The following is a 19,256-nucleotide window of genomic DNA, read 5'->3' as shown; positions in this document are numbered from 1 at the left end:
AGATGTGTATAAGAGACAGGTGATCAACCTGCTCGTCCTCCTGCTGGGACTCGGCGCGCTCGTCCGCGCCCTCTACGGCCACTGGCGCGCCGGCCGGAAGCGCGGTCGAGAGCGGCGAGCCGGATCGGACGAGCCGGCGGCGGAGTGAGCGACGAGCCGAGCCTCGAGCGACGCGCTCAAGGCCGCCGCGGCGTAACGGGGCGTATGCACGTCACCGTCGATGTCAAGGGCGAGGACACCTACGAACTCGAACTCGAGGCGGTGGCGGGGGTCGCGGCTGACGGGGAGGCGACCGGCGATCCCACCGACGCCACGCCGACGTACGCGGACCTGCTCCGCGAGGTCGAGTTGAGTCCCCACGAGGTGAGCGTCCTCGTCGACGGGCGTCCGGTCCCGGAGGATCAGCCCGTCGAAAGCGACCACGTAACGGTGTTGCGGCTGATCAAGGGCGGGTAACGCTGGCGACTCGGTCCGTAGCGTCTCCGACTCGAGGGAGCAGTTACCACCCTGCATCCGAGTCGATCGGGATGAATGCTCAGCTAGCAAGAGTTTGTGCGGCACCGACCCGCTCAGTAATAGCCGGTCAGCGACTACTGAACTCGCATAGTCGATTCGGTCCATCGTGGCCCGGCCGCTACTGGACGCAGTCCCGACGGTCAAACTCCTCGCTCTCGTCAACCCCAGCGACACGGGGGGCGCGATCGCGCGGTTGACGGCGAAAATCGAGCGATTCGAAGCCGGCGCGGACGCCGTCGACTTCTCGAGCGATCGCGACGACGAACTCGGTGCCCTGGCGGACGCAATCGACGATGTGTTCTACGTCCTCGATGCGGAGGGGAACCGTCAGGACTGGAACGAGCGGCTGCCCGAGAGAGCGGGCTATTCGAACGAACGGATCGAGTCGATGCACGCGCTTGATTTCTACGAGGGACCGGACAGGGGATCGATCCAGGCGGCGATCGAGACCGGGAGCACTCGAGTCGACGCCGCCCTCCGAACGGCCGACGGTGACTTGGTTCCTCACGAGTTCACTGCGGTCGCCCTCAGGGACTCCGACGGTGACGCGCTACTGGCGGGAATCGGTCGATCGTGGCTCCCGACAGCACGGAACCATGTACGGTAATACCATCACTCCCGGACGACGAACCCCTCGGTGCTCGCGCGATCGGTGAAAGCCCAGCCGCTTTCCCCATCGATGTGGTACTCCGCGTATGTCCCTCGTGGTTGCCCTGCCGAAAGCGAGAGTCGATCGAGCGACAATCGACGCGCTGTTGGCCCACGCCGGCCGATGCATCTGACACATGTTCGTCCGTACCGCCACCGCCGACGACGTTCTGGAGGTCCGTCGCATCCTCGACGCGGCGATGCTCGAGCCGGGCGACGTAGAACAGCGAATCGACGACGGAGACGTCTTCGTGGCCGGCGATCGGCGAGGCGGCACGGAGCCGGCCGGCGAATCCGATGGGAGCGAACGGGTACTCGGTACGGCCGTCCTCGAACCCCTCGAGAGCGAGCCGGGTGCCCACGTCGGGGCGATCGGCGTCCGCCGTCGCCACCGGGGTCGGGGGATCGGCTCGGCGCTGATCAACCGGGCGCTCGAGCGAGAAAAGCGGCTCACGGCCCGGTTCGACGACGATGTCAGGCCGTTCTACGAGCGATTGGGGTTTTCGATCGAACCGATCGACGACCAGCGCCACCGCGGTGTGGCGGTGGCGGCCGGGCGCGTCTGATGGCCCGACTCATGGGGCCCCGTCGCCTGCCGGGGTCGTTTTATCGGGGATGAATGTGGTACGTGCCCCAGTATGGCGCTCCAACGGATGCTCAGCGGCGATCCGTCGAAGAGTTCGAAGGTCTATCTGGCGATCGGGCTGCTCTCGCTGGTGAAAGCGATCGCGGTCCGCAACGACCGGGACCGGTTCCGACGCGAGATCGTCGACGCCGGATTGTTCCTCGGCGTCGGCGTCGCGCTTCGCCGATTCAGCAGAGTGAAAGCGCAGAAACGCCGAGAGCTCGAGTCACAGGTTCCCGACTGGGCGGCCGACATGATACGGTCCGAAGCGACATCGAAGGGGCTGCAAACGATCGCGAAGCGACAGTTCAGGAGTCGATCCGAGCCCGAACCGAAGACGGTTCGAGAGCGAGCGCGCAGCGCTTTCTCGAATCGGTAACTCGCGTCGGCCGCACCCGTCCGTCAGTCCGATCCCGCGTCAACAGCGGTCGCGGCTTCGGCCGAGACCGGCTCGAGCGACGCCGAAAAGTGACGAAGCTCGGGGACTGCGGGGTTGGAAGCGATTTCGAGTCCGGATACCTCGTGTCGCTTCTCGAGGACTGCTTCGGCCGTCTCGACGACGTGCTCGAAGTGCTCCCGGTGGTAGGTCCGGCGTGGGACCGCGAGTCGAACCAGTTCCGGTCGGTCGGTTTCGGGGAACGCGAAGCTCCCGAGTTCGACGCCCCTGACACCCCCTTCCCGATACAGTTCACAGACCAGCGCCTGCCCCGGGAACTGCTCGGCCGGGATCTCCGGAAAAGTCGCTCCCGCGTCGAGGTAGACCGCGTGCCCGCCGGTCGGCGTGTACACCGGCAGGCCAGCCTCCTCGAGCATCGCGCCGAGTTCGCGGACCTGTTCGACCCGATCCTCGATGTACGACTCCTCGACGGCCTCACGCAGGCCGACTGCCATCGCGGCGACATCGCGTCCGGCCATGCCGCCGTACGTGGGGAACCCCTCGTAGAGGATCGCGCGCTGTTTACACTGCTCGAAGAGGGCCTCGTCGTCGGTCGCGACGAACCCGCCGACGTTCGCCAGCCCGTCTTTCTTCCCGCTCATGACGAGCGCGTCCGCGAGCCCGAGTTGCTCGCGTGCCACCTCGGCGACCGTCGCGTCCGCGAACTCGTCTTCGCGCCGGGTCACGAAGTAGGCGTTCTCCGCGAACCGACAGGCGTCGATCACGAACGTGGCGTCGATCTCGTCGGCGAACGCCCGGACGCGACGGGTGTTCTCGACGCTGACCGGCTGGCCCGCCGTCGAATTGTTCGTAATGGTGAGGATCACCAGCGGGACGTGGTCCGCGCCGACCTCGTCGACGACTTCGCGAGCCCGCTCGATCGAGAAATTACCCTTGAACGGCTCGTTCGTCGCCGGATCGTGGGCTCCCGGAACCGGACAGTCGACCGGATCGGCACCTTGATTCGAGACGTGCGCTCGCGTCGTATCGAAGTGCGTGTTGTTGAGCGCGACGTCGTCCTCGGCGAGCAGGCTACCGTAGAGAACGTTTTCGGCACCGCGACCCTGATGAGCCGGGACCACGCGTTCGAACCCCATCACGTCCGCGACCGCGGACTCGAGGCGGTCGAAACTCGACGAGCCGGCGTACGCCTCGTCCCCCTGAAGCAGCGCGGCCCACTGGTCGTCGCTCATCGCGCCCGTCCCGCTGTCGGTCAGGAGATCGATAAACACGTCGTCCGCTGGGAGATTGAACGCGTTGTATCCAGCCGCTTCGAGCGCCTGCGTTCGTCGTTCTTTCGATGGAAGGGTGATCCGTTCGACTACTTTCGACTTGTACGCGACCATACCCGCTCAACGCCGCCCAGCGTGTTCAGTCTAGCTGAGAGGTTGTGAGCGTCGATGGCTCGAGACGGCCCCCGCCGGACGGATCGACGCATCGATGGACGGAATCGGTGGACCGCACGCGAACGGAGCCGACGGTGACACAGTGTGGACGGAGACGATCACGGCCGCGGACTCAGTGAGTGTCGACACGGACGCCACCGAAGACGTCGTCGGCGATCCGCGTCCTCGTCGGTTCGGGACCGACGAGTGCCAGCCTCTCGGTCCGCCCGTCACGGATGGTGAGTGTCCGCGACGAAGCGGTGGCGTCGGTCGAGTCGGTATCGGGTGCCGCGCGAGGGTCGACGCAGTCAGCGGGATCGGTCGAGTCGGCAGCGACGACGTCGGTCGCAACGAGCGCGCCGAGTTCGACCGCGGTAGCATCGATCACGTCGCCGTCGCCACGGATGATCATGTCCGGGTGGCCGACGAATTCGAACTCGCGGTCCGCACGCGTCGGGGCTCCGCCGTCGGCGTCGGTGGCGCGTCCCATCCCGTCGGAATCGGCATCGGTGGCGTTCGCAGCCGGCGGCTCACCGTCCGTACCGTTTGTAGCCGCCGTCTCGCCGGCCGCGAGGTCGGCGAACAGGTCGGTCGCCGTCGTATCGACGGCGTCGTCCGGTCTCGGGTCGTGGTCGCCGCCGGCGTCGACGAGGTCGGCGGGCGAGTCCGCGTCGAACGCCGCAAGGATCGCGTCCGGGTCGGCCTCGACCTCTTCGAGGACCGCCGTCGCTGTCGGGTCGGTGCTCATGTGCCCGTCCGCATCGACTACCACCTTCGTTACGATGCTGTTACCGCTATATTAGCGACTGCATACACCGGCCGTGACCGTTGTAGCAGCTGTATACGCGGGCAACGACGAAGATAATAGCGTGTTACCAGCGGTCGCGTCCGAGTCGGTGCCCGAAACCGTGAGTCGCGTCCGGACAACGACACGCTCGAGCTAGAACAGGTCCTGAGTCAACTCGAGGGTCTCCTCGCGGTCATCCCAGTCGACGAACAGCGCGACGCTGGTCGCGCTGGTGATGATGTCCTGCAGGTGAATCCGGGCCTCGGCCAGCGGGTTGACGATCTCGCTGATAATCCCCGGCTGGTTGGGGAGTTCGCCGCCGGTCACGCGGATGACGGCGATCGGCGAGTCGACGGTGACACTCGAGAGTTCGTCGCGGGCGATGACCTCGCGGTGGAGGATGTTCTCGGCGCGTTCGGCTTCCTCCTCGTCGATGTAGAACGTGATGGTGTCCATCCCGCTGGCGACGGCGTCGATATTGATGTCGCTCTCCGCGACGGACTCCGAGAGGTGGTTGAAGATACCTGGCTGATTGCGGATGGCACGGCCGGCGACGGTCAGACAGGCGAGCGGCCGCTCGCGTAGGTCGACCAAGTTCTTGAACTCGCCTTCGATGCTCGTGCCGCCCGACAGGAGATCGCCGTGCTGGTAGTGGACGACACGGACGTCTAACTTCCCGTCCTTGTACGACAGCGCGGAGGGAGCGACGACCTCGGCACCGCGGAACGACAGGTTCCGAAGTTCGTCGACGGAGATTTCGCCGACGTTGCGGGCCCCTTCGACGACGTGGGGGTCGCCGGTCATGACGCCCTCGACGTCGGTGACGATGACGACCTCGTCGGCGTCCATGTACTTGCCCATCATGACGGCCGTGGTATCGCTGCCGCCCCGACCCAGCGTCGTGATCGAGCCGTCCGGCCCCTCGGCGAGGAAACCGGTGATGACCGGCACCGTCCCGTCGAGATCCGCCGCGACCTCCTGGGCGCGTTCCTGGGTCTCCTCGACGTTGACCTCGCCGTACTCGTCGGTGACGACCGGCCACCGATCGCTGCCCGGCTCGAGGAAGATCGCATCGATACCGCGAGCCGACAGTGCGGCCTTGAGCATGCGGACCGACGTCCGTTCACCCATGCTGACGATCTGAGCGCGGTCGGCCTCGTCGGTCTCGAAGGAAATCTCGTCGAGCAGTTCGTCGGTGGTCGACCCCATGGCACTGGCGACGACGGCGATCTCGTGGCCGTCCTCCACGGCCGCGGCGATCGAATCGGCGGCGCGGTTGATCCGGTCGCCGCTGCCGAGGCTCGTCCCGCCGAACTTGGCTACGACGCGCATACTGACACCTCACGGGCCGCGAGCGGTGCGATGGTGTGACTCATACTCCGTCCGTAACCAGAGCGGGCAAATAACTGTGTTCATCGTCCGCATTTTTACCTGTCCCCGTTCGCCCCCGCGATCGCGACGCTGACTAGAGCGCGCGGCGCACGACAACGGATGCGCGACCGGGATTTATTGTCGTGCACCTCATTACCACACGCCGATGAACGTACGGGACGCACTCGAGGCCGACGCCGACGCGCTCGCGTCGATCGCCGACTCCCCAACGGACGTGATGCGGAATCTCGTCCACGACCGAACGGTCCGCGTCGCCGAGGACGGGAGCCACGATCCGAACGCGGACGTGTCGGATTCGCAGTATAGCGGCTCCGATCCCGAGGACCTGCTGGGATTCATTAGCTTCGACGCACGCGAGGATACCGTTCACGTCACCCAACTCGACGGCACCTGCGAGGCCTGCAAACGGTTGCTGGCCGAACCCGTCCGGTTCGCCGAACGCGAGTCGATGGCCGTCGAAGTGCTGGCGGCACAGGACGCCGACTCCATCGAGACGGCCGCCGAGGACCTCGGGTTCGAACGGCGCGGCCACGGTCCGCGGTTCGACGGCTCCCCGACGGTTCGGTTTCGACTCGAGCCGTAATCGGAGTGGTCCCGAAGCGTCGAGGGAATGCTGTGGCAAAAGTAACTTGGCAAGTGGTTGTTCCGCGAGCGTCGGAGGCGCTCGCGGGCCGACGACCGATGTGAGCGAGTGAGATGAGCGAACGAAGGAAAGGGACTTTTGATCGAACTGTTGCCGAGCGTCGGCGAGACGTGTGTCGGCTCTGCTGGCGTCGTCTCACCAGAGCGCAGCGCAAAATTTCGTTAGGAGAACTTCTGGACCGTCACGTCCAGCGTATCCAGGTCGACGATCGGCGCGAAGCCGGCGTCGGGGTCGATGTTGACGCTCTTCTGGAAGTCGGTCTGGGCCTGCCAGCAACCGGAGTTGATCGCGAGCACGTCGTGGTACTTGCCGAAGCCGAGCTTGTGGACGTGGCCGGTATGGAAGATATCGGGTACCTCGTCGATGATGAGGTAATCCTTCTCCTCGGGAGCCAGGCGGGTGTGACCGCCGAACTGCGGCGCGACGTGGCGCTTCTTGAGGAGGTGGTACATCGCCTTGTGAGGATCGTCGTAGCTGGCTTTCTCCTCGGGCAGTTCCGCGATGACCTCGTCCAGACTGACGCCGTGATACATCAGGACGGAAACGCCCTCGAGGGTCACCATCGACGGGTTGCTCACGATCTGCGGGTCGTGGACGGACATGATCTCCCGGAGTTCCTCGTCGAATCCGGGCTGGGGTTCGGCGAGTCGCACCGCGTCGTGGTTCCCCGGGATCATGACGATCTCGATGTCGCCCGGGATCTTCTTGAGGTGCTCGCTGAACGCCTCGTACTGTTCGTAGATGTCGACGATGTCGAGTTCCTCGTCCTGGTCGGGGTAGACGCCGACCCCCTCGACCATGTCGCCCGCGAGCAGTAGGTACTCGACGTGCTGGGCGTCCGGAGTGTGTAGCCAGTCGGCAAAGGCGTTCCAGGCGTCGGCCATGAACTCCTGGCTGCCGACGTGGACGTCGCTGATCAGCGCCGCCTGCACGTGCCGGTCCGCCGTCGATGGCTCGTGGGTCCGGGGAACGTCCGGGAAGTGCATCGCGTCGACGAATGCGATCCCCGAATCGTCCGCCAGGGTCCCCTCCATCGCCAGCACTTCGTCGCAGAGCAGTTCCCCGACGAGGTCGGCGTACTCCCTGTCTTTCATCACGAGCCACGGAAACGTTCCCGTCGCATCCTCGAGTTCGATCAGCCAGTGGCCGCTGGCGGTCGAGCGGATGTCGTTGACCAGCCCGACCATCGCCACCTCGCTGCCGCCCGGCATGTCCTGAATGGCCGTCGCCGGCCGATGGTTGACTCGGCCCCGCAGTTTCGCGCCCAGTCGATCGAGCCGATCACGGAAGACGGAGACGAAGTCGCTGTATTCGCCCGTCCCCGTGCTCTGGCCCGTCATGTCGCCGACGATCTCGAGCGAGCGCTGGGCGGGATCGGCGGATCGAGACCCCTCCGTTTCAACTGGAGACCCGCCGGTCGGGTCGCCGTCCACGGGCGAGGTTCCAGTCGAAACGGAGGGGGTCGAATCGGCCGGCTGCGATTCGGCTCCGGCGACGGTCTCGGCCCCGACCGCCCCGGCCGCGCCGGCCGTCGAGAGGGCCGTCTCCACGTGGTCGGTCCGGACGACCAGTGCATCGTCCGGGATCTCCTCGAGGACGCGCTCGAGCGCCGCGTTCGGGTTCTCGGCCGCGGCGAGCCGCGTCACCGCCTCGCGTTCGGCGTTGTACCCGCGGCTCGTGAGTTCGCCGACGATCCGAGCGGGGGCCTCGAGTGGCACACCTCTCGCATTCGAGAGCGAGGTCAAAAGGGTAGCGAATGCCCCGCTCGCGGCGGCCGGTTTCGCGGCGCTCGAGTCGACGGAACGATAGCGTCCATCCGCCGTCCCCGCGACGGTCGCCGGAAGGTTGATACCCGGCTCGGAGAAAGCGGTTCCCAATGGATGGGCCTGACGGCGAGACGCGGGGCGACGACCCGACCGGACCCCCTGACGGACGCTCGGGACCGGACTCGGCTCGGGGAGCCGACCCCGGTGACCGCGCGGCCAAGCCAGCCGACCGCGAGCCCGACCGCCGAGATCGAGCGCCCGACGACCGCAGGAACCCCACTCACGACGACGGCGTTGCGATCGAGGACGGGATCGGTCGCTGGCTGCTCGAGACCGACGACTGGCGAGTCACGACGTGTCGGGATGTCGCAGCGAGTCTCGCGATCATCGCGACCATCGGTCTCCTCCTGTTCGCTATCGGCGGAACCTGGCCGCCGTTCGTCGCCGTCGAGAGCGGGAGTATGGAACCGAACATCCGGGAGGGGGATCTCGTCTTCGTCGTCGACGACGATCGGTTCGCCGGCGAAAACGCCATCGGCGACACCGGCGTCGTCACCCTCGAGAGCGGTCGGGAAAACGGCCACGAGAAGTTCGCCAGCGCCGGCGATGTCATCGTCTTCATCCCGAACGGCGATCCGACGAAGACGCCGACGATTCACCGCGCCCACTTCTGGGTCGACAAGGGTGAGCGATGGGTCGAGACGAAAGCCGACCCAGGGTCGTTGAACGGTGCGACCTGCGACGAGATCACCACGTGTCCGGCACCGCACGCCGGGTTCGTTACGAAAGGCGACGCCAATCCCGGTTACGACCAACTGCCACGCTCGGGGGCGGAGACGACGATCGTCAGCCCCGACTGGATCACCGGGAAAGCAATGGTTCGGGTGCCATGGGTCGGAGAGCTTCGGCTGGCGGTCGGCTCGGTAGGCGCAGCGACCGGGTTGGGACCGACGGGTACCTTCGTCGCGACGGGCACGATCGCGCTCGTCCTGTTCGGGATGGCTGCCGAGGATGGCAGTCACTGAGACGATCGGGGCGATCCCCGCGAACGGAAAGTTGATTTGACGGCCCGGCAAAACGAGTGACGATGAGCGGTTCTAGTGCCGGGTCGCCCCCGGATGATTCCGGCGACGACGATCGCGAGCGGGATCGAAGCGCCGGCAGTTCGCAAACGCCGCCTGCACCCGAGGAGCCACCCGGAAACGCCGCCACCGCCGACGACGGCGTGACGATCGAAGACGACGGGCTCCTGCGCTGGTTCCTCAACACCGACAACGAGACCGTCATGGTGACGCGGGATATCCTGAGCAGCGTCGCCATCGTCGCCGTCGTCGGTCTCCTCCTGTTCGGCGTCAGCGGCATCTGGCCCCCACTCGTCGCCGTCGAAAGCGGCAGTATGGAGCCGAACATGCACAAGGGCGATCTCATCTTCGTCGCAGACGAGGGCCGATTCGCCGGTGACGCTGCCGCCGCCGGAACCGGTGTCGTCACCCTCGAAAACGGTCAGGAGAGCGACCACGAGAAGTTCGGCAATCCCGGCGACGTGATCATCTACCAACCCAACGGCGATCCGGCGGAAACGCCGGTGATCCACCGCGCCCACTTCTGGGTCGACAAGGGAGAACATTGGGTCGATACCAAGGCCAGCGAGGAGATCGTCGGGGATGCGACCTGTGAGGATGTCGCGACCTGCCCCGCAGAGCACGCCGGCTTCGTCACGAAAGGTGACAACAACGACGGATACGACCAGTACGGAAACGGGATTAGCGACGTCGTCAAACCAACGTGGATTCAAGGCAAAGCGATGTTCCGCATCCCGTGGCTCGGGCACGTCCGCCTGACCTTCGACAAACTCCTCGGTGGAATGCTCGTTCCGACGTCGCCCTCGAGTACAACCCAGGGATCGATACCGGCACCGACGCCCGCCGATCCGGGTGCCACTGGTGTCGGACCGGACGGGAACCTCGCCGGGGTCGCTGCCATCGCCAGTACCGGGGCCGGAGCCGCGGTCGCGATCGGCCGGCATCGACACTGAACCGACCGCCGACTGTCTCCACCCGGAATCCGCGCCCCCCGAGACGCGGCTGCATCACGGCTCGCGGCTGTGTCGCAGTCCGTGAGAACTCGAGTCGAAACGAAGGGGATCGGAACGCGACGCCGGAATATCGGCCGATTGAATCACCGCTGGAATCGCGCTGGGACGCGGACAGGGATTGAAGCGCTTGCAGCGAACGCGAAGGGCGGACGGGAACGCGGACACAGCCGCGGTCAGTTTTCGAACCGCGCCTGAACGAACGGCTGGACATCGTCGATGTCGCTCAGTCGGGAGTCGGAAAGCAAGACGGCCTCCGTCTCTTCGAGTGGAACGGAGAGGCTGATCTCCTTGGTCCGGCCGTACCGCCCCTTCGAGACGACGACGGCGTTGACGATCCCGAGCATGTCGAGTTCGCTGATGAGATCCGTCACCCGGCGCTGGGTCAGGACATCCGCGTCGATCTCCTCGCAGAGGCGCTTGTAGATGTTGAACACCTCGCCCGTGTTGATGCTGTGGACGCCGTTTTTCTCGAGGAGGATGATCGCGAAGAGGACGAGTTTGCTCTGGGTGGGGAGCGTCCGGACGACTTCGACGACGCGATCGAGTTCGATCTTGTCCTGGGCCTGCCGGACGTGTTCCTCGACGATCGTCTCGGCCTGGGACCGTTCGGCCAGTTCGCCCGCGGTCCGCAGGAGGTCCAGCGCGCGTCGCGCGTCGCCGTGTTCCTGTGCGGCGAAGGCCGCACACAGCGGGATCACGTCCTCGGAGAGCGCGTTCCCCTTGAACGCGACCTCGGACCGGTGCTTGAGGATGTCCCGTAGCTGGTTCGCGTCGTACGGCGGGAAGACGATCTCCTCTTCACCCAGGGAGGACTTGACCCGCGGATCGAGGAAGTCGGTGAACTTCAGATCGTTCGAAATACCGATGATCGAGACCCGCGAGTTCTCGAGTTCGGAGTTCATCCGCGAGAGGTTGTAGAGGGTGTCATCGCCGCTTTTCTCGACGAGTTTGTCGATCTCGTCTAACATGATGACGACGACCCGTTCGTCGTAGTCGACGGCGTCGAAGAAAACGCTGTAGACCCGGTCGGTCGGCCACCCGGTCATCGGTACCTCCTCGAACGACTCCTTGTCGTCCTCGAGTTCGGCGATGCGGTCCTCGACCTCGGCGCGAGTCTCGAACGCCGTCGACTCGAGTGGATGGGCCGGCGGGGGCGCGGACGAATCGGTCGTGGCCTCGTCGTGGCCGGGACCGCCGGCGACCTCCCGCCCGGTCTCCGATGCGGACGACGAGGAGTCGGCGGCATCCGTCGATCCGTCCGGAGACCCCCCTGTTTCGACTGCAGAACCACCAGACTGAGCGCCGGTTTCGTCTCCACCTGAACCGTCGGCGTCCGGCTCCGCGTCCGCGCTCGAAACGAAATCGAAGGGGTCCGACGCCGTCCGGTCGTCCGCGCCGTCGTCCGGTGTAGTCGCGTCGGCACTGCGGCGCGCCGCGTCGGCGTCGTACTCGTCGATATCGTCGAGCAGCGACTCGAGCGTCGCGACGCGGTCGTCGATCCGCGCTTCGTTCTTCTCGATGAACTTGTTCGCGAGCTGTGCGAGCACGCGGTACTGGGTGTCGGTAACTTCGCAGTTGATGTACTCGACATCGCACGGAACCGAGTACTTCTGTGAGGTGCTCTCGAGTTCCTTGCTGACGAACTTGGCGCTCGCGGTTTTGCCGGTGCCGGTCTTGCCGTAGATAAGGATGTTCGACGGCGTTTCACCGCGGAGCGCGGCGACGAGAATCGTCGCCATCTTGTTGATCTGATCGCTCCGGTGGGGGAGTTCGTGTGGGGTGTAGGACGGACGGAGGACTTCCTTGTTCTCGAAGATGGGCTCGCCGCTGAGCAGGTCGTCGAACAGTCCCTGATTCGACTCGTCGTCGCCGAGGTCGGCGCTCTCGAAGTCCGTCGAGAAACCGCTCGTTCCGTCGACCTCGTCCGAGCCAGTGATCTCTGAGTTGTCGTCTGACATCCGTCGTGCAGCACCCCCTTATTTCGAGTGGAACACCGAACCCGGGAGCGGGAATATAGCGGTGTGATGGCCTCCATGGCCGAATTCACCGTTCCAAATGCCCGTTCCGGGTCCAGTTGATGCAAACGAAACAGAGGAAAACCATGGTAATAAAGTCTTCCCTTCCCCCCCGTTTCCGACCGAAACGGGCGGTCGTTGCGGAACCGATCCGTTCGTTGCGACCACGTTTCGAGTCGGTGAAAAGCAATCGAGCAGTTGAAGGAGGATCGAATCGACTCGAGTCGCGAGTTCGGTTACGATTTCCCCGATTAGCGGGGATCGGGTATGGCAATATCTTCCAAACGGTGGAGGCATCGAGATGTCCAACCCCCCCCCACCCCTTCGTTTCAGGTGGAACTAGCCACGAGGGTGGGTGGGGGTTCGACGGAATTTGTGATGAGAAGATTTATTTGGGTCGGCTAGAAACAGTATCCGTAGCACTAGCAAACAAGATGTTCTTACTAGGTATAGAATGCTATTTACTAGATCCTACTAGAACTGGTTCTCAGAGCCATCTATATTGCTAGACTAGCTTCTGGATTACTAGAACCGTCCGTATCAGCGAATACACCATCGTAATGGGGCTGAGAACCTTCTCGAGCCGAAAAGCAGGCCGATATCCCCGCCAGTAGCGACTGTCCAGTTCGTATCTCACCCGACGGCCTCGCGGATCTCCACTCGAAACGAAGGGGTGGGGGGCTCCGCCCTCTCGAGTACCTCGCAAATATTAGTATGTGGTATAATACCACTATCTGCTGTCGATCGGGCACTCCGGCTACGGTTTTCCGTTACCCGTACTGGTCTTTCGGTACCCGTATACTCCCTCTCCTGTCCTCTCCAGTTGGGACGACCCCCCGATCACCCGCTCGGCGACAGATTCCAGGTGTGTGTCCGCCTCGTATACAGTCACAGATCGTACTAACTCCTTTTCGTCGAATTGTCTACACGTCTGACGTAGGCTTAAGTGAGTTCAGTTTGTAGTACGCGCAGATGCACCCCGCGGTGCTGGAGGCCTCTACAGATGGGACTGTTCACAGAACTCAAAGATAGTATTTCCCGGGCTACGGACCGCCTGTTTTCGGAACAGGAGCCCAAACGAATCGGTATTTACGGGCCGCCGAATGCCGGCAAGACGACGCTCGCGAACCGTATCGCGCGTGACTGGACTGGTGACGCGGTCGGTGCGGAGAGCCACGTCCCCCACGAGACACGCCGCGCACGCAGAAAAGAAAATGTCGAGATCGAACGGGACGGCAAGACGGTGACGATCGACATCGTCGACACACCTGGTGTGACGACGAAAGTCGATTACGAGGAGTTCACCGACGAGATGGACGAAGAGGACGCGATCCGACGCTCTCGCGAGGCGACCGAAGGTGTCGCCGAAGCGATGCACTGGCTACGGGAGGACGTCGACGGCGTCATCTACGTTCTGGATAGCGCGGAGGATCCGATCACGCAGGTCAACACGATGCTCATCGGGATCGTCGAATCGCGTGATCTCCCCGTGTTGATCTTCGCGAACAAGACCGACCTCGAGGACTCGAGCGTCAAGCGGATCGAGGACGCCTTCCCACAGCACAAAACCATTCCCCTGTCCGCGAAGGAAGGCGACAACATGGACGAAGTGTACGACAACATCGCCGAGTACTTCGGGTGATTACGATGCCAAAAGCAACTAACGCGGACGACTCGGACGCACCCGACGGCGTACAGATCGACCTGATCAGCGGCGAGCGAATGGCCGGAATGGCGACCATGGAGAAGATCAGGATGATCTTAGACGGCGTCCACGACGGCAATATCGTCATCTTGGAGGAGGGGCTGACGCCGGACGAGGAGAGCCGCCTCATCGAAGTGACGATGGCCGAAATCAGTCCCGACGAGTTCAACGGGATCGAGATCGAGACCTACCCCAAATCGGAGACCCGTGACTCGTCGCTGCTCGGTCGTATCATGGGGGGTGACGAGACGGAAGCGAAGCTGACGGTGATCGGGCCGGCGAACCAGATCGAGACGCTCCACAAGGACGAAACGCTCATCAGCGCGCTCGTGTCCCGTAACTAATGCCACATCAGTGTACGAACTGCGGCCGGACGTTCGCCGACGGTTCCAAGGAGATGCTGTCGGGGTGTCCGAACTGCGGCGGGAACAAGTTCCAGTTCGCGCCGACCACGACGGCCGCAGCCGAATCGTCCGGTGGAGCGGGAACTGACGGCTCCGGATCGGTCGATACCGCAAGCGGCTCCGCGGACGCGTCCTCGTCCGAGTCGGACGGCGTCGCGACGCGCGCCGCGGAGACCGTTCGCGACTGGGTGTCGGCCGACTCCGACGATGACTCAGGCCCGGAAGCTGCCGAACAGCCGCTGTCTGCCGGCTCGACGGCAGCCACGGAGTCGAACCAATCCTGGCCCGCGAGCGACGAGACCGACAGTGACGATTCGGAGCCGCCATCGGACGGCGAGTTCGAGGAGTGGCCCGAGACGGCCCGACGACCCGAGGATCGGTCCGGATCGCCGACCGAGGCAGGCTCCGACGAGCAGTCCCACTCCCGGAACTCGTCGGACCGCCCATCGAGCGGTCCGACCGCGACCATGGCGGACGACGAGAACTCGGCACAGGCCGACGCCCGTACCGAAGTCGTGCCCTCGGACGATCTCCCTGCACACTCCGACCGTCCCGAGAAGGGCGGAGCGGAGCCGGACGGCGATGCGGACAGTGTCGCCGGCACACATAGCGAAGCCGAGACCGGGGCCGAGGTCGGCTCCGATGACGCCGACCGACCTCCGGAACACGGGCGCGTCGTCAGCGAGCCGAGCGGGCAGCGTCCGTCGATCGAGGACCTCCGGGCGGAGCTTAACGAGCAGTTCGAGAGCATCAAGATCGTTCGACCGGGACAGTACGAACTCAACCTGATGGAGCTCTACAACCGGGACGAGTACATCATCTCCCTACAAGAAGACGGACGATACGTCATCGATGTCCCGGATTCGTGGCACGACGGCGACGAAGACGACTGACCTGCCGCTCGGCCGCCTCGGTTTGCCTCCCAGCACGGCACGGTTTGTCTCCCAGCATGGCATTGGTTCGACTGCTAGCCCAGTTCTCGAGAACGCCTCCCGCTACTCGTTCGTCCGCCCACGCCCTCTAACCGTCGTCCATCCACGCGACCCTCCCGTCTCAATGGGGCCGAACCGGCGGGGTCGATAGTCACGAGAACACGACCGCGACGGACGGACGAACCGCGCGAACTCGCGGGGGCCGAAACGGGCGCTGACGGCTGGCAGAGTGGGAAGCGCGACCGAGACAGATGGATTTAAGCGACGCGGAGACAACCCACCGGACATGAGCACTGCAACCAAGGTCGTTCTCACCACGGTCGCCGTATCGGCGCTGCTGTCGATCCTGCTCGTCTTCCAGAACGCGTTCGCCTGATGTTCGAGGCGCGTGCGCTCTCGGATCGGGTCGAGGCCGTCCGTCAGGCCCACGCGCCCGACGTCCGGGTTCTCGACTGCGAGCGCGACTTCGAGACGCTGAACCCGGCAGTCGCCGAGGACCTCGGCCTGATCGTCGACGCGCTCGAGCCCGCGAGCTACTCCGCGGCCTGGCTTCCCGAGGACGCACCGACCCTGCTCGCTCGCTACGCGAGTTCGGATCTCACCGTCGGGATGCCGGGCGACGGGAGCGTCGCCTGGACCCGCCAGACCGACCCGCCGATCGTTCTCGTCAAACCCCGGGTCGAGGGATCGCCCGACTCGTTCGTCGACTTCCTGATCGCCGAGGCGCTCGTCCAGGTCGCTCTCGAGGTGCCCGAACACTTCATCGGCTTCTTCGAGGCGGCCTATCCCGATCTCGATCGAGCGGTCGCGCTCGACCCGAACGATACGTACCAGATCGCCGCGGCACTGTTCGACGGCTGGGTCGGACTCCAGACGCGTGCGGTCTTCGCGAACTGGCACGCCGACCACCCGGAACTCGCCGCGGCATGGCAGGACGCCGGGACCCGGCTCGAGGATCGGGTTGCCGGACTCCCGCGTGCGGTCGCACGCGGCGAGACCACGTTCGCCGATGCGACGGAGTTGGCGTGTGCCGCGCTCAAACACGCGATCGAGTTGCCACCACCCTTCGCCGCGCTCGATACCGAGGCGTATCTGGACCACGGCCCGGAGTACGCGATTCGGTGGGCCGAGAAAACGTTCGACTCGCTCGAGGAGTAACTTCCGACACTCGACCGCCGGGTGCCGGTTAGAAGTCGGCGTCGACGCTGCCGTCCTCGTCGAGATCGATGATGCCGTCGAACAGGGCGCGGAACTCGTCGACGACCGCCTCGTCGTGGGGCTCCTCCGAGAGATGAAAGAGGCCGACGGCGTCGTGTTTTTCGAGCAGTTCGAGAATCCGCTCGACCGCCTCGAGGGCCTGGTCGTCGCCGGCGTAATAGGCGAGTTCGGTGACGGAGTCGAAGCTGATGCGGAGTTTGCCGTCGTGCTCGTCGAGGAAGCCGTCGATGTGCTCGACGATGCCGTCGACGTCGTCGGGTGCGGCGACGTAGTGGACGGTCTCGGAGGAGCGCCGCGAGTAGCCGCGTTCGATGCTGAGGGTGTCCAGGATTTCGGCGCGCTCCTCGTCGACGTCGTAGTACTCGAGTTTCTGTCTGACCTCGCGAGCGGTAGTTCGCGTGGAGACGACGAGGAAGTTGTCGGTATCGATTTTGAGGAAATCCGTGTCGATACGGTCGGTTTCGCCGGTGCTCGGGTGCAAGAGAAGCATTCCGGTTCCGCCGGGAACCGTTTCCGGTGTCCCGTCTATTGCAAGTGTGTAATCCATAGTGCCGTGAACAACTTTGGGAACTCCCTTAAGCGTGCGGATGTGTCTCCCGGGGGAAGTTAGCGTCGGAAACGGAGGAAGGGTCTGAAAAACTGGCGAGGGGTGGGACAGCGAGACTCACCGAGCGTCGAATCGAAATCCGGATGCCCACGGATTTCGATCACCGACCCTTCACTCCATATGTTTTAGGCTAGCCTAAAGAATCTATCGGTGGTTCTCAGCACAGTGAGAAGGGTGCCCGGTTCGGCCGCGGGGGGCGACTCGAGCGATCCGCGTGTCGATCCGACCCGGTTCCGACGAGGGTCGGGTTCTGACGAGATTCGTTTCGATGCGAACGGGTTTAGGGCCGCGGCGTTCACGGGTTTGTATATGAGCGTTCGCGAGGAGTTCGACGACTGGGCCTCGAGCGGCCGGGACAAGGGCATGGAAGAGCGCCACTGGCACACTGCAAAGCACGCGCTCGCGCGGATGCCAATCGAACCCGGCGATACCGTCCTCGATCTCGGCTGTGGAAGCGGTTACGCCGGACGCGCGCTGCGCGATACCAAAGACGCCGGCCGCGTCTACGGACTCGACGGCTCCCCCGAGATGGCGCGCAACGCCGCGGGGTACACCGACGATCCGGTCGTCGGCTATCTCGTCGGTGACTTCGACGAACTTCCCTTCGCCGACGACTCGATCGATCACGTCTGGAGCATGGAAGCGTTCTATTACGCGGCCGATCCCGACCATACGCTCGCGGAAATCGCTCGAGTCCTCCGACCCGGTGGCACCTTCTACTGTGCGGTGAACTACTACGAGGAGAACGTCCATTCCCACGAGTGGCAGGAGTTCATCACCATTGAGATGACCCGCTGGGACCGCGACCAGTACCGCGATGCCTTCCGCGATGCGGGGCTCTCCGTCGCCGAACAGGATACCATTCCCGACCGCGAGATCACGATTCCCGACGCGACCGAGTTCCCCACGGAGGACTGGGACACCCGCGAGGACATGGTCGAACGCTACCGCGAACTCGGGACGCTGCTCACCGTCGGCGTCGCTCACTGACGCGTCGGCGTCATCTATCGACGGCCGACCTGTCGGCGAAAACCCCCCGGTTTCCACTCGAGGCCGAGAAACACACGAGACAGGACGTACGGAGGCCGATAACTCGAGTCGAAACGCACCTCTCCGGGGACGGCCGACTACTCGTAGCGCTCGCCGGCCGGGATCGCCACTTCGAGCCAGTTTTCTTCGGGCGGGAGCGGACAGTCGAACGTATCGCTGTAGGCACAGAACGGGGAGTACGCGAGGTTGAAGTCCACGACGATCTCGTCGCCGTCCTCGAGGTCCCGATCCGGTTCGAGTTCCATGTATCGACCGCCTTGGTAGGTCTGCTGGCCCGTTGTCTTGTCCCGGAACGGGACGAACAGCGGCTGTTCGTTCGGACTCTCCTGCCGGTAGGCCGCGAGCGCGACGGTGCCGTCGTCCAGGTCTTCGTCCTCGCGGTCGAGGTCGAACTCGAGCGTGGCGACGCGGAGGTAGCGCATTTCTCGGCCCGCGGTGGTGTCCATCAGGACGACCTCGGGATCGTCGTGGACCGTCGCCGTCGTGGTCACGCGGTAGGTCGGATCGGGATCGAAATACGCGAGCCCCTCGAAGCCGTCCCGTGCGTCGGGCGGGATCGGCGACTGGGGATGCTCCGCGAAGAACTCGTCTTTCTCGGCGCGTTTCGACTCGAGGTCCGCGCGCCAGCGGTCGACATCGATCGAATCGCTCATGGGCGGGGTAGTCGACGGATCGGGGAAGGCGTTGCGCTTCGGTCCCGGTTCGAAACGCCAGTCGCTCGGAATCCGGTCGCCCCCGTCGACACAGTGGTATCGACCTCGTCGAAGCCGTTCGTACCGGTCGGGACGTTACTCCTCGATCGTGAGCACGCCGTTGTGCGCGGAGACGGCGCTCGCCTCGGGCGGGAGTTCGAACTCGAACTGTTCGCCGTCCGCCACGATGATCGCGGTCGAGCCGACGATATCGACCGCGATGTCGGCGGCCGAACTGCCGAAGTCGACCGCGATAACGCTGCCGTCGCCGTACTCGAACGTGCGGATGACCACGTCCTGTCCGACGTTCTCGAGTGATTGGGGGACCTTCACATAGTGC

21 protein-coding genes are annotated in these 19,256 nt (G+C 64.6%); 13 read left to right on the top strand and 8 right to left on the bottom strand.

Annotated elements, in window-relative coordinates; translation table 11 throughout:
- Positions 1 to 204: 204 nt before the first annotated feature.
- From samp2 to C487_RS07040, 4 genes are all read left to right on the top strand, one after another.
- Positions 205 to 456, top strand: coding sequence for a ubiquitin-like small modifier protein SAMP2 (gene samp2, locus C487_RS07055; RefSeq protein ID WP_006185021.1), 252 nt, complete (start codon positions 205 to 207; stop codon positions 454 to 456).
- A 166-nt stretch (positions 457 to 622) separates the two neighbouring features.
- Complete coding sequence (locus tag C487_RS07050) at positions 623 to 1,123, top strand: PAS domain-containing protein (RefSeq protein WP_006185020.1); 501 nt, start codon at positions 623 to 625, stop codon at positions 1,121 to 1,123.
- Between the two features lie 178 nt (positions 1,124 to 1,301).
- Positions 1,302 to 1,730 carry a GNAT family N-acetyltransferase gene (locus tag C487_RS07045; protein ID WP_006185019.1) on the top strand — a complete coding sequence of 143 codons (429 nt, stop codon included), beginning with the start codon at positions 1,302 to 1,304 and terminating at the stop codon, positions 1,728 to 1,730.
- A gap of 72 nt (positions 1,731 to 1,802) precedes the next feature.
- Positions 1,803 to 2,168, top strand: a complete 366-nt coding sequence (locus tag C487_RS07040) for a hypothetical protein (protein ID WP_006185018.1) — start codon at positions 1,803 to 1,805, stop codon at positions 2,166 to 2,168.
- Between the two features lie 23 nt (positions 2,169 to 2,191).
- Here C487_RS07040 and C487_RS07035 read toward each other — a convergent pair whose 3' ends face one another.
- From C487_RS07035 to C487_RS07025, 3 genes are all read right to left on the bottom strand, one after another.
- Positions 2,192 to 3,571 carry a tryptophanase gene (locus C487_RS07035; RefSeq protein WP_006185017.1) on the bottom strand — a complete coding sequence of 460 codons (1,380 nt, stop codon included), beginning with the start codon at positions 3,569 to 3,571 and terminating at the stop codon, positions 2,192 to 2,194.
- Between the two features lie 172 nt (positions 3,572 to 3,743).
- Positions 3,744 to 4,358, bottom strand: coding sequence for a hypothetical protein (locus tag C487_RS07030; RefSeq protein WP_006185016.1), 615 nt, complete (start codon positions 4,356 to 4,358; stop codon positions 3,744 to 3,746).
- A gap of 192 nt (positions 4,359 to 4,550) precedes the next feature.
- Positions 4,551 to 5,729 (bottom strand): aspartate kinase, encoded by a 1,179-nt coding sequence (locus C487_RS07025; protein ID WP_006185015.1) that lies wholly within the window; start codon positions 5,727 to 5,729, stop codon positions 4,551 to 4,553.
- Between the two features lie 205 nt (positions 5,730 to 5,934).
- Here C487_RS07025 and C487_RS07020 point away from each other — a divergent pair, with 205 nt between their 5' ends.
- Entirely contained in the window at positions 5,935 to 6,372 is a 438-nt protein-coding gene (locus C487_RS07020) for a hypothetical protein (protein WP_006185014.1), read from the top strand.
- A gap of 221 nt (positions 6,373 to 6,593) precedes the next feature.
- Here C487_RS07020 and C487_RS07015 read toward each other — a convergent pair whose 3' ends face one another.
- A complete protein-coding gene (locus tag C487_RS07015) occupies positions 6,594 to 8,150 on the bottom strand; it encodes a DNA-directed DNA polymerase II small subunit (RefSeq protein ID WP_006185013.1) in 1,557 nt (518 codons plus the stop codon).
- Between the two features lie 158 nt (positions 8,151 to 8,308).
- Between C487_RS07015 and C487_RS07010 the strand changes: the two genes are divergently transcribed.
- Both C487_RS07010 and C487_RS07005 read left to right on the top strand, forming a co-directional pair.
- The gene (locus tag C487_RS07010; RefSeq protein ID WP_006185012.1) at positions 8,309 to 9,223 is read left to right on the top strand and encodes a S26 family signal peptidase; all 915 of its coding nucleotides are present in this window, start codon (positions 8,309 to 8,311) and stop codon (positions 9,221 to 9,223) included.
- Positions 9,224 to 9,285: 62 nt separating this feature from the next.
- The gene (locus tag C487_RS07005) at positions 9,286 to 10,233 is read left to right on the top strand and encodes a S24/S26 family peptidase (protein ID WP_006185011.1); all 948 of its coding nucleotides are present in this window, start codon (positions 9,286 to 9,288) and stop codon (positions 10,231 to 10,233) included.
- Between the two features lie 233 nt (positions 10,234 to 10,466).
- On the opposite strand, the gene C487_RS07000 is transcribed toward C487_RS07005, so the two are convergent.
- Positions 10,467 to 12,251: a Cdc6/Cdc18 family protein gene (locus C487_RS07000; protein WP_006185010.1), complete on the bottom strand. Its 1,785-nt coding sequence runs from the start codon at positions 12,249 to 12,251 to the stop codon at positions 10,467 to 10,469.
- A gap of 1,060 nt (positions 12,252 to 13,311) precedes the next feature.
- Between C487_RS07000 and C487_RS06995 the strand changes: the two genes are divergently transcribed.
- The 5 genes from C487_RS06995 to C487_RS06980 all read left to right on the top strand — a co-directional run bounded on the left by C487_RS06995 (position 13,312) and on the right by C487_RS06980 (position 16,507).
- Entirely contained in the window at positions 13,312 to 13,950 is a 639-nt protein-coding gene (locus tag C487_RS06995; RefSeq protein WP_006185009.1) for an Era-like GTP-binding protein, read from the top strand.
- 5 nt (positions 13,951 to 13,955) lie between these two features.
- Entirely contained in the window at positions 13,956 to 14,357 is a 402-nt protein-coding gene (locus tag C487_RS06990; RefSeq protein WP_006185008.1) for a DUF2073 domain-containing protein, read from the top strand.
- Entirely contained in the window at positions 14,357 to 15,310 is a 954-nt protein-coding gene (locus tag C487_RS06985; RefSeq protein WP_006185007.1) for an OapC/ArvC family zinc-ribbon domain-containing protein, read from the top strand. Before C487_RS06990 ends, C487_RS06985 begins: the two co-directional genes overlap by 1 nt.
- Before the next feature lie 325 nt (positions 15,311 to 15,635).
- Complete coding sequence (locus C487_RS22200; protein WP_006185006.1) at positions 15,636 to 15,725, top strand: hypothetical protein; 90 nt, start codon at positions 15,636 to 15,638, stop codon at positions 15,723 to 15,725.
- A complete protein-coding gene (locus tag C487_RS06980) occupies positions 15,725 to 16,507 on the top strand; it encodes a DUF7089 family protein (protein WP_006185005.1) in 783 nt (260 codons plus the stop codon). Before C487_RS22200 ends, C487_RS06980 begins: the two co-directional genes overlap by 1 nt.
- A gap of 28 nt (positions 16,508 to 16,535) precedes the next feature.
- Here the strand turns inward: C487_RS06980 and C487_RS06975 are convergent, their stop codons facing one another.
- Complete coding sequence (locus C487_RS06975; RefSeq protein ID WP_006185004.1) at positions 16,536 to 17,114, bottom strand: DUF7090 family protein; 579 nt, start codon at positions 17,112 to 17,114, stop codon at positions 16,536 to 16,538.
- Between the two features lie 369 nt (positions 17,115 to 17,483).
- On the opposite strand from C487_RS06975, the gene C487_RS06970 reads away from it, so the two are divergent.
- On the top strand, positions 17,484 to 18,164 hold the full coding sequence (locus tag C487_RS06970) for a class I SAM-dependent methyltransferase (RefSeq protein WP_006185003.1): 681 nt from the start codon (positions 17,484 to 17,486) through the stop codon (positions 18,162 to 18,164).
- A 137-nt stretch (positions 18,165 to 18,301) separates the two neighbouring features.
- Here C487_RS06970 and C487_RS06965 read toward each other — a convergent pair whose 3' ends face one another.
- Both C487_RS06965 and C487_RS06960 read right to left on the bottom strand, forming a co-directional pair.
- Entirely contained in the window at positions 18,302 to 18,877 is a 576-nt protein-coding gene (locus C487_RS06965; RefSeq protein ID WP_006185002.1) for a DUF1684 domain-containing protein, read from the bottom strand.
- Positions 18,878 to 19,012: 135 nt separating this feature from the next.
- Positions 19,013 to 19,249, bottom strand: a complete 237-nt coding sequence (locus tag C487_RS06960; protein WP_006185001.1) for a DUF7127 family protein — start codon at positions 19,247 to 19,249, stop codon at positions 19,013 to 19,015.
- Positions 19,250 to 19,256: the final 7 nt, after the last annotated feature.

Source organism: Natrinema pallidum DSM 3751, assembly GCF_000337615.1.
Taxonomy (GTDB): domain Archaea; phylum Halobacteriota; class Halobacteria; order Halobacteriales; family Natrialbaceae; genus Natrinema; species Natrinema pallidum.
The sequence above is the reverse complement of the archived record's forward strand: the minus strand, read 5'-3'. Positions and strand labels throughout refer to the sequence as shown.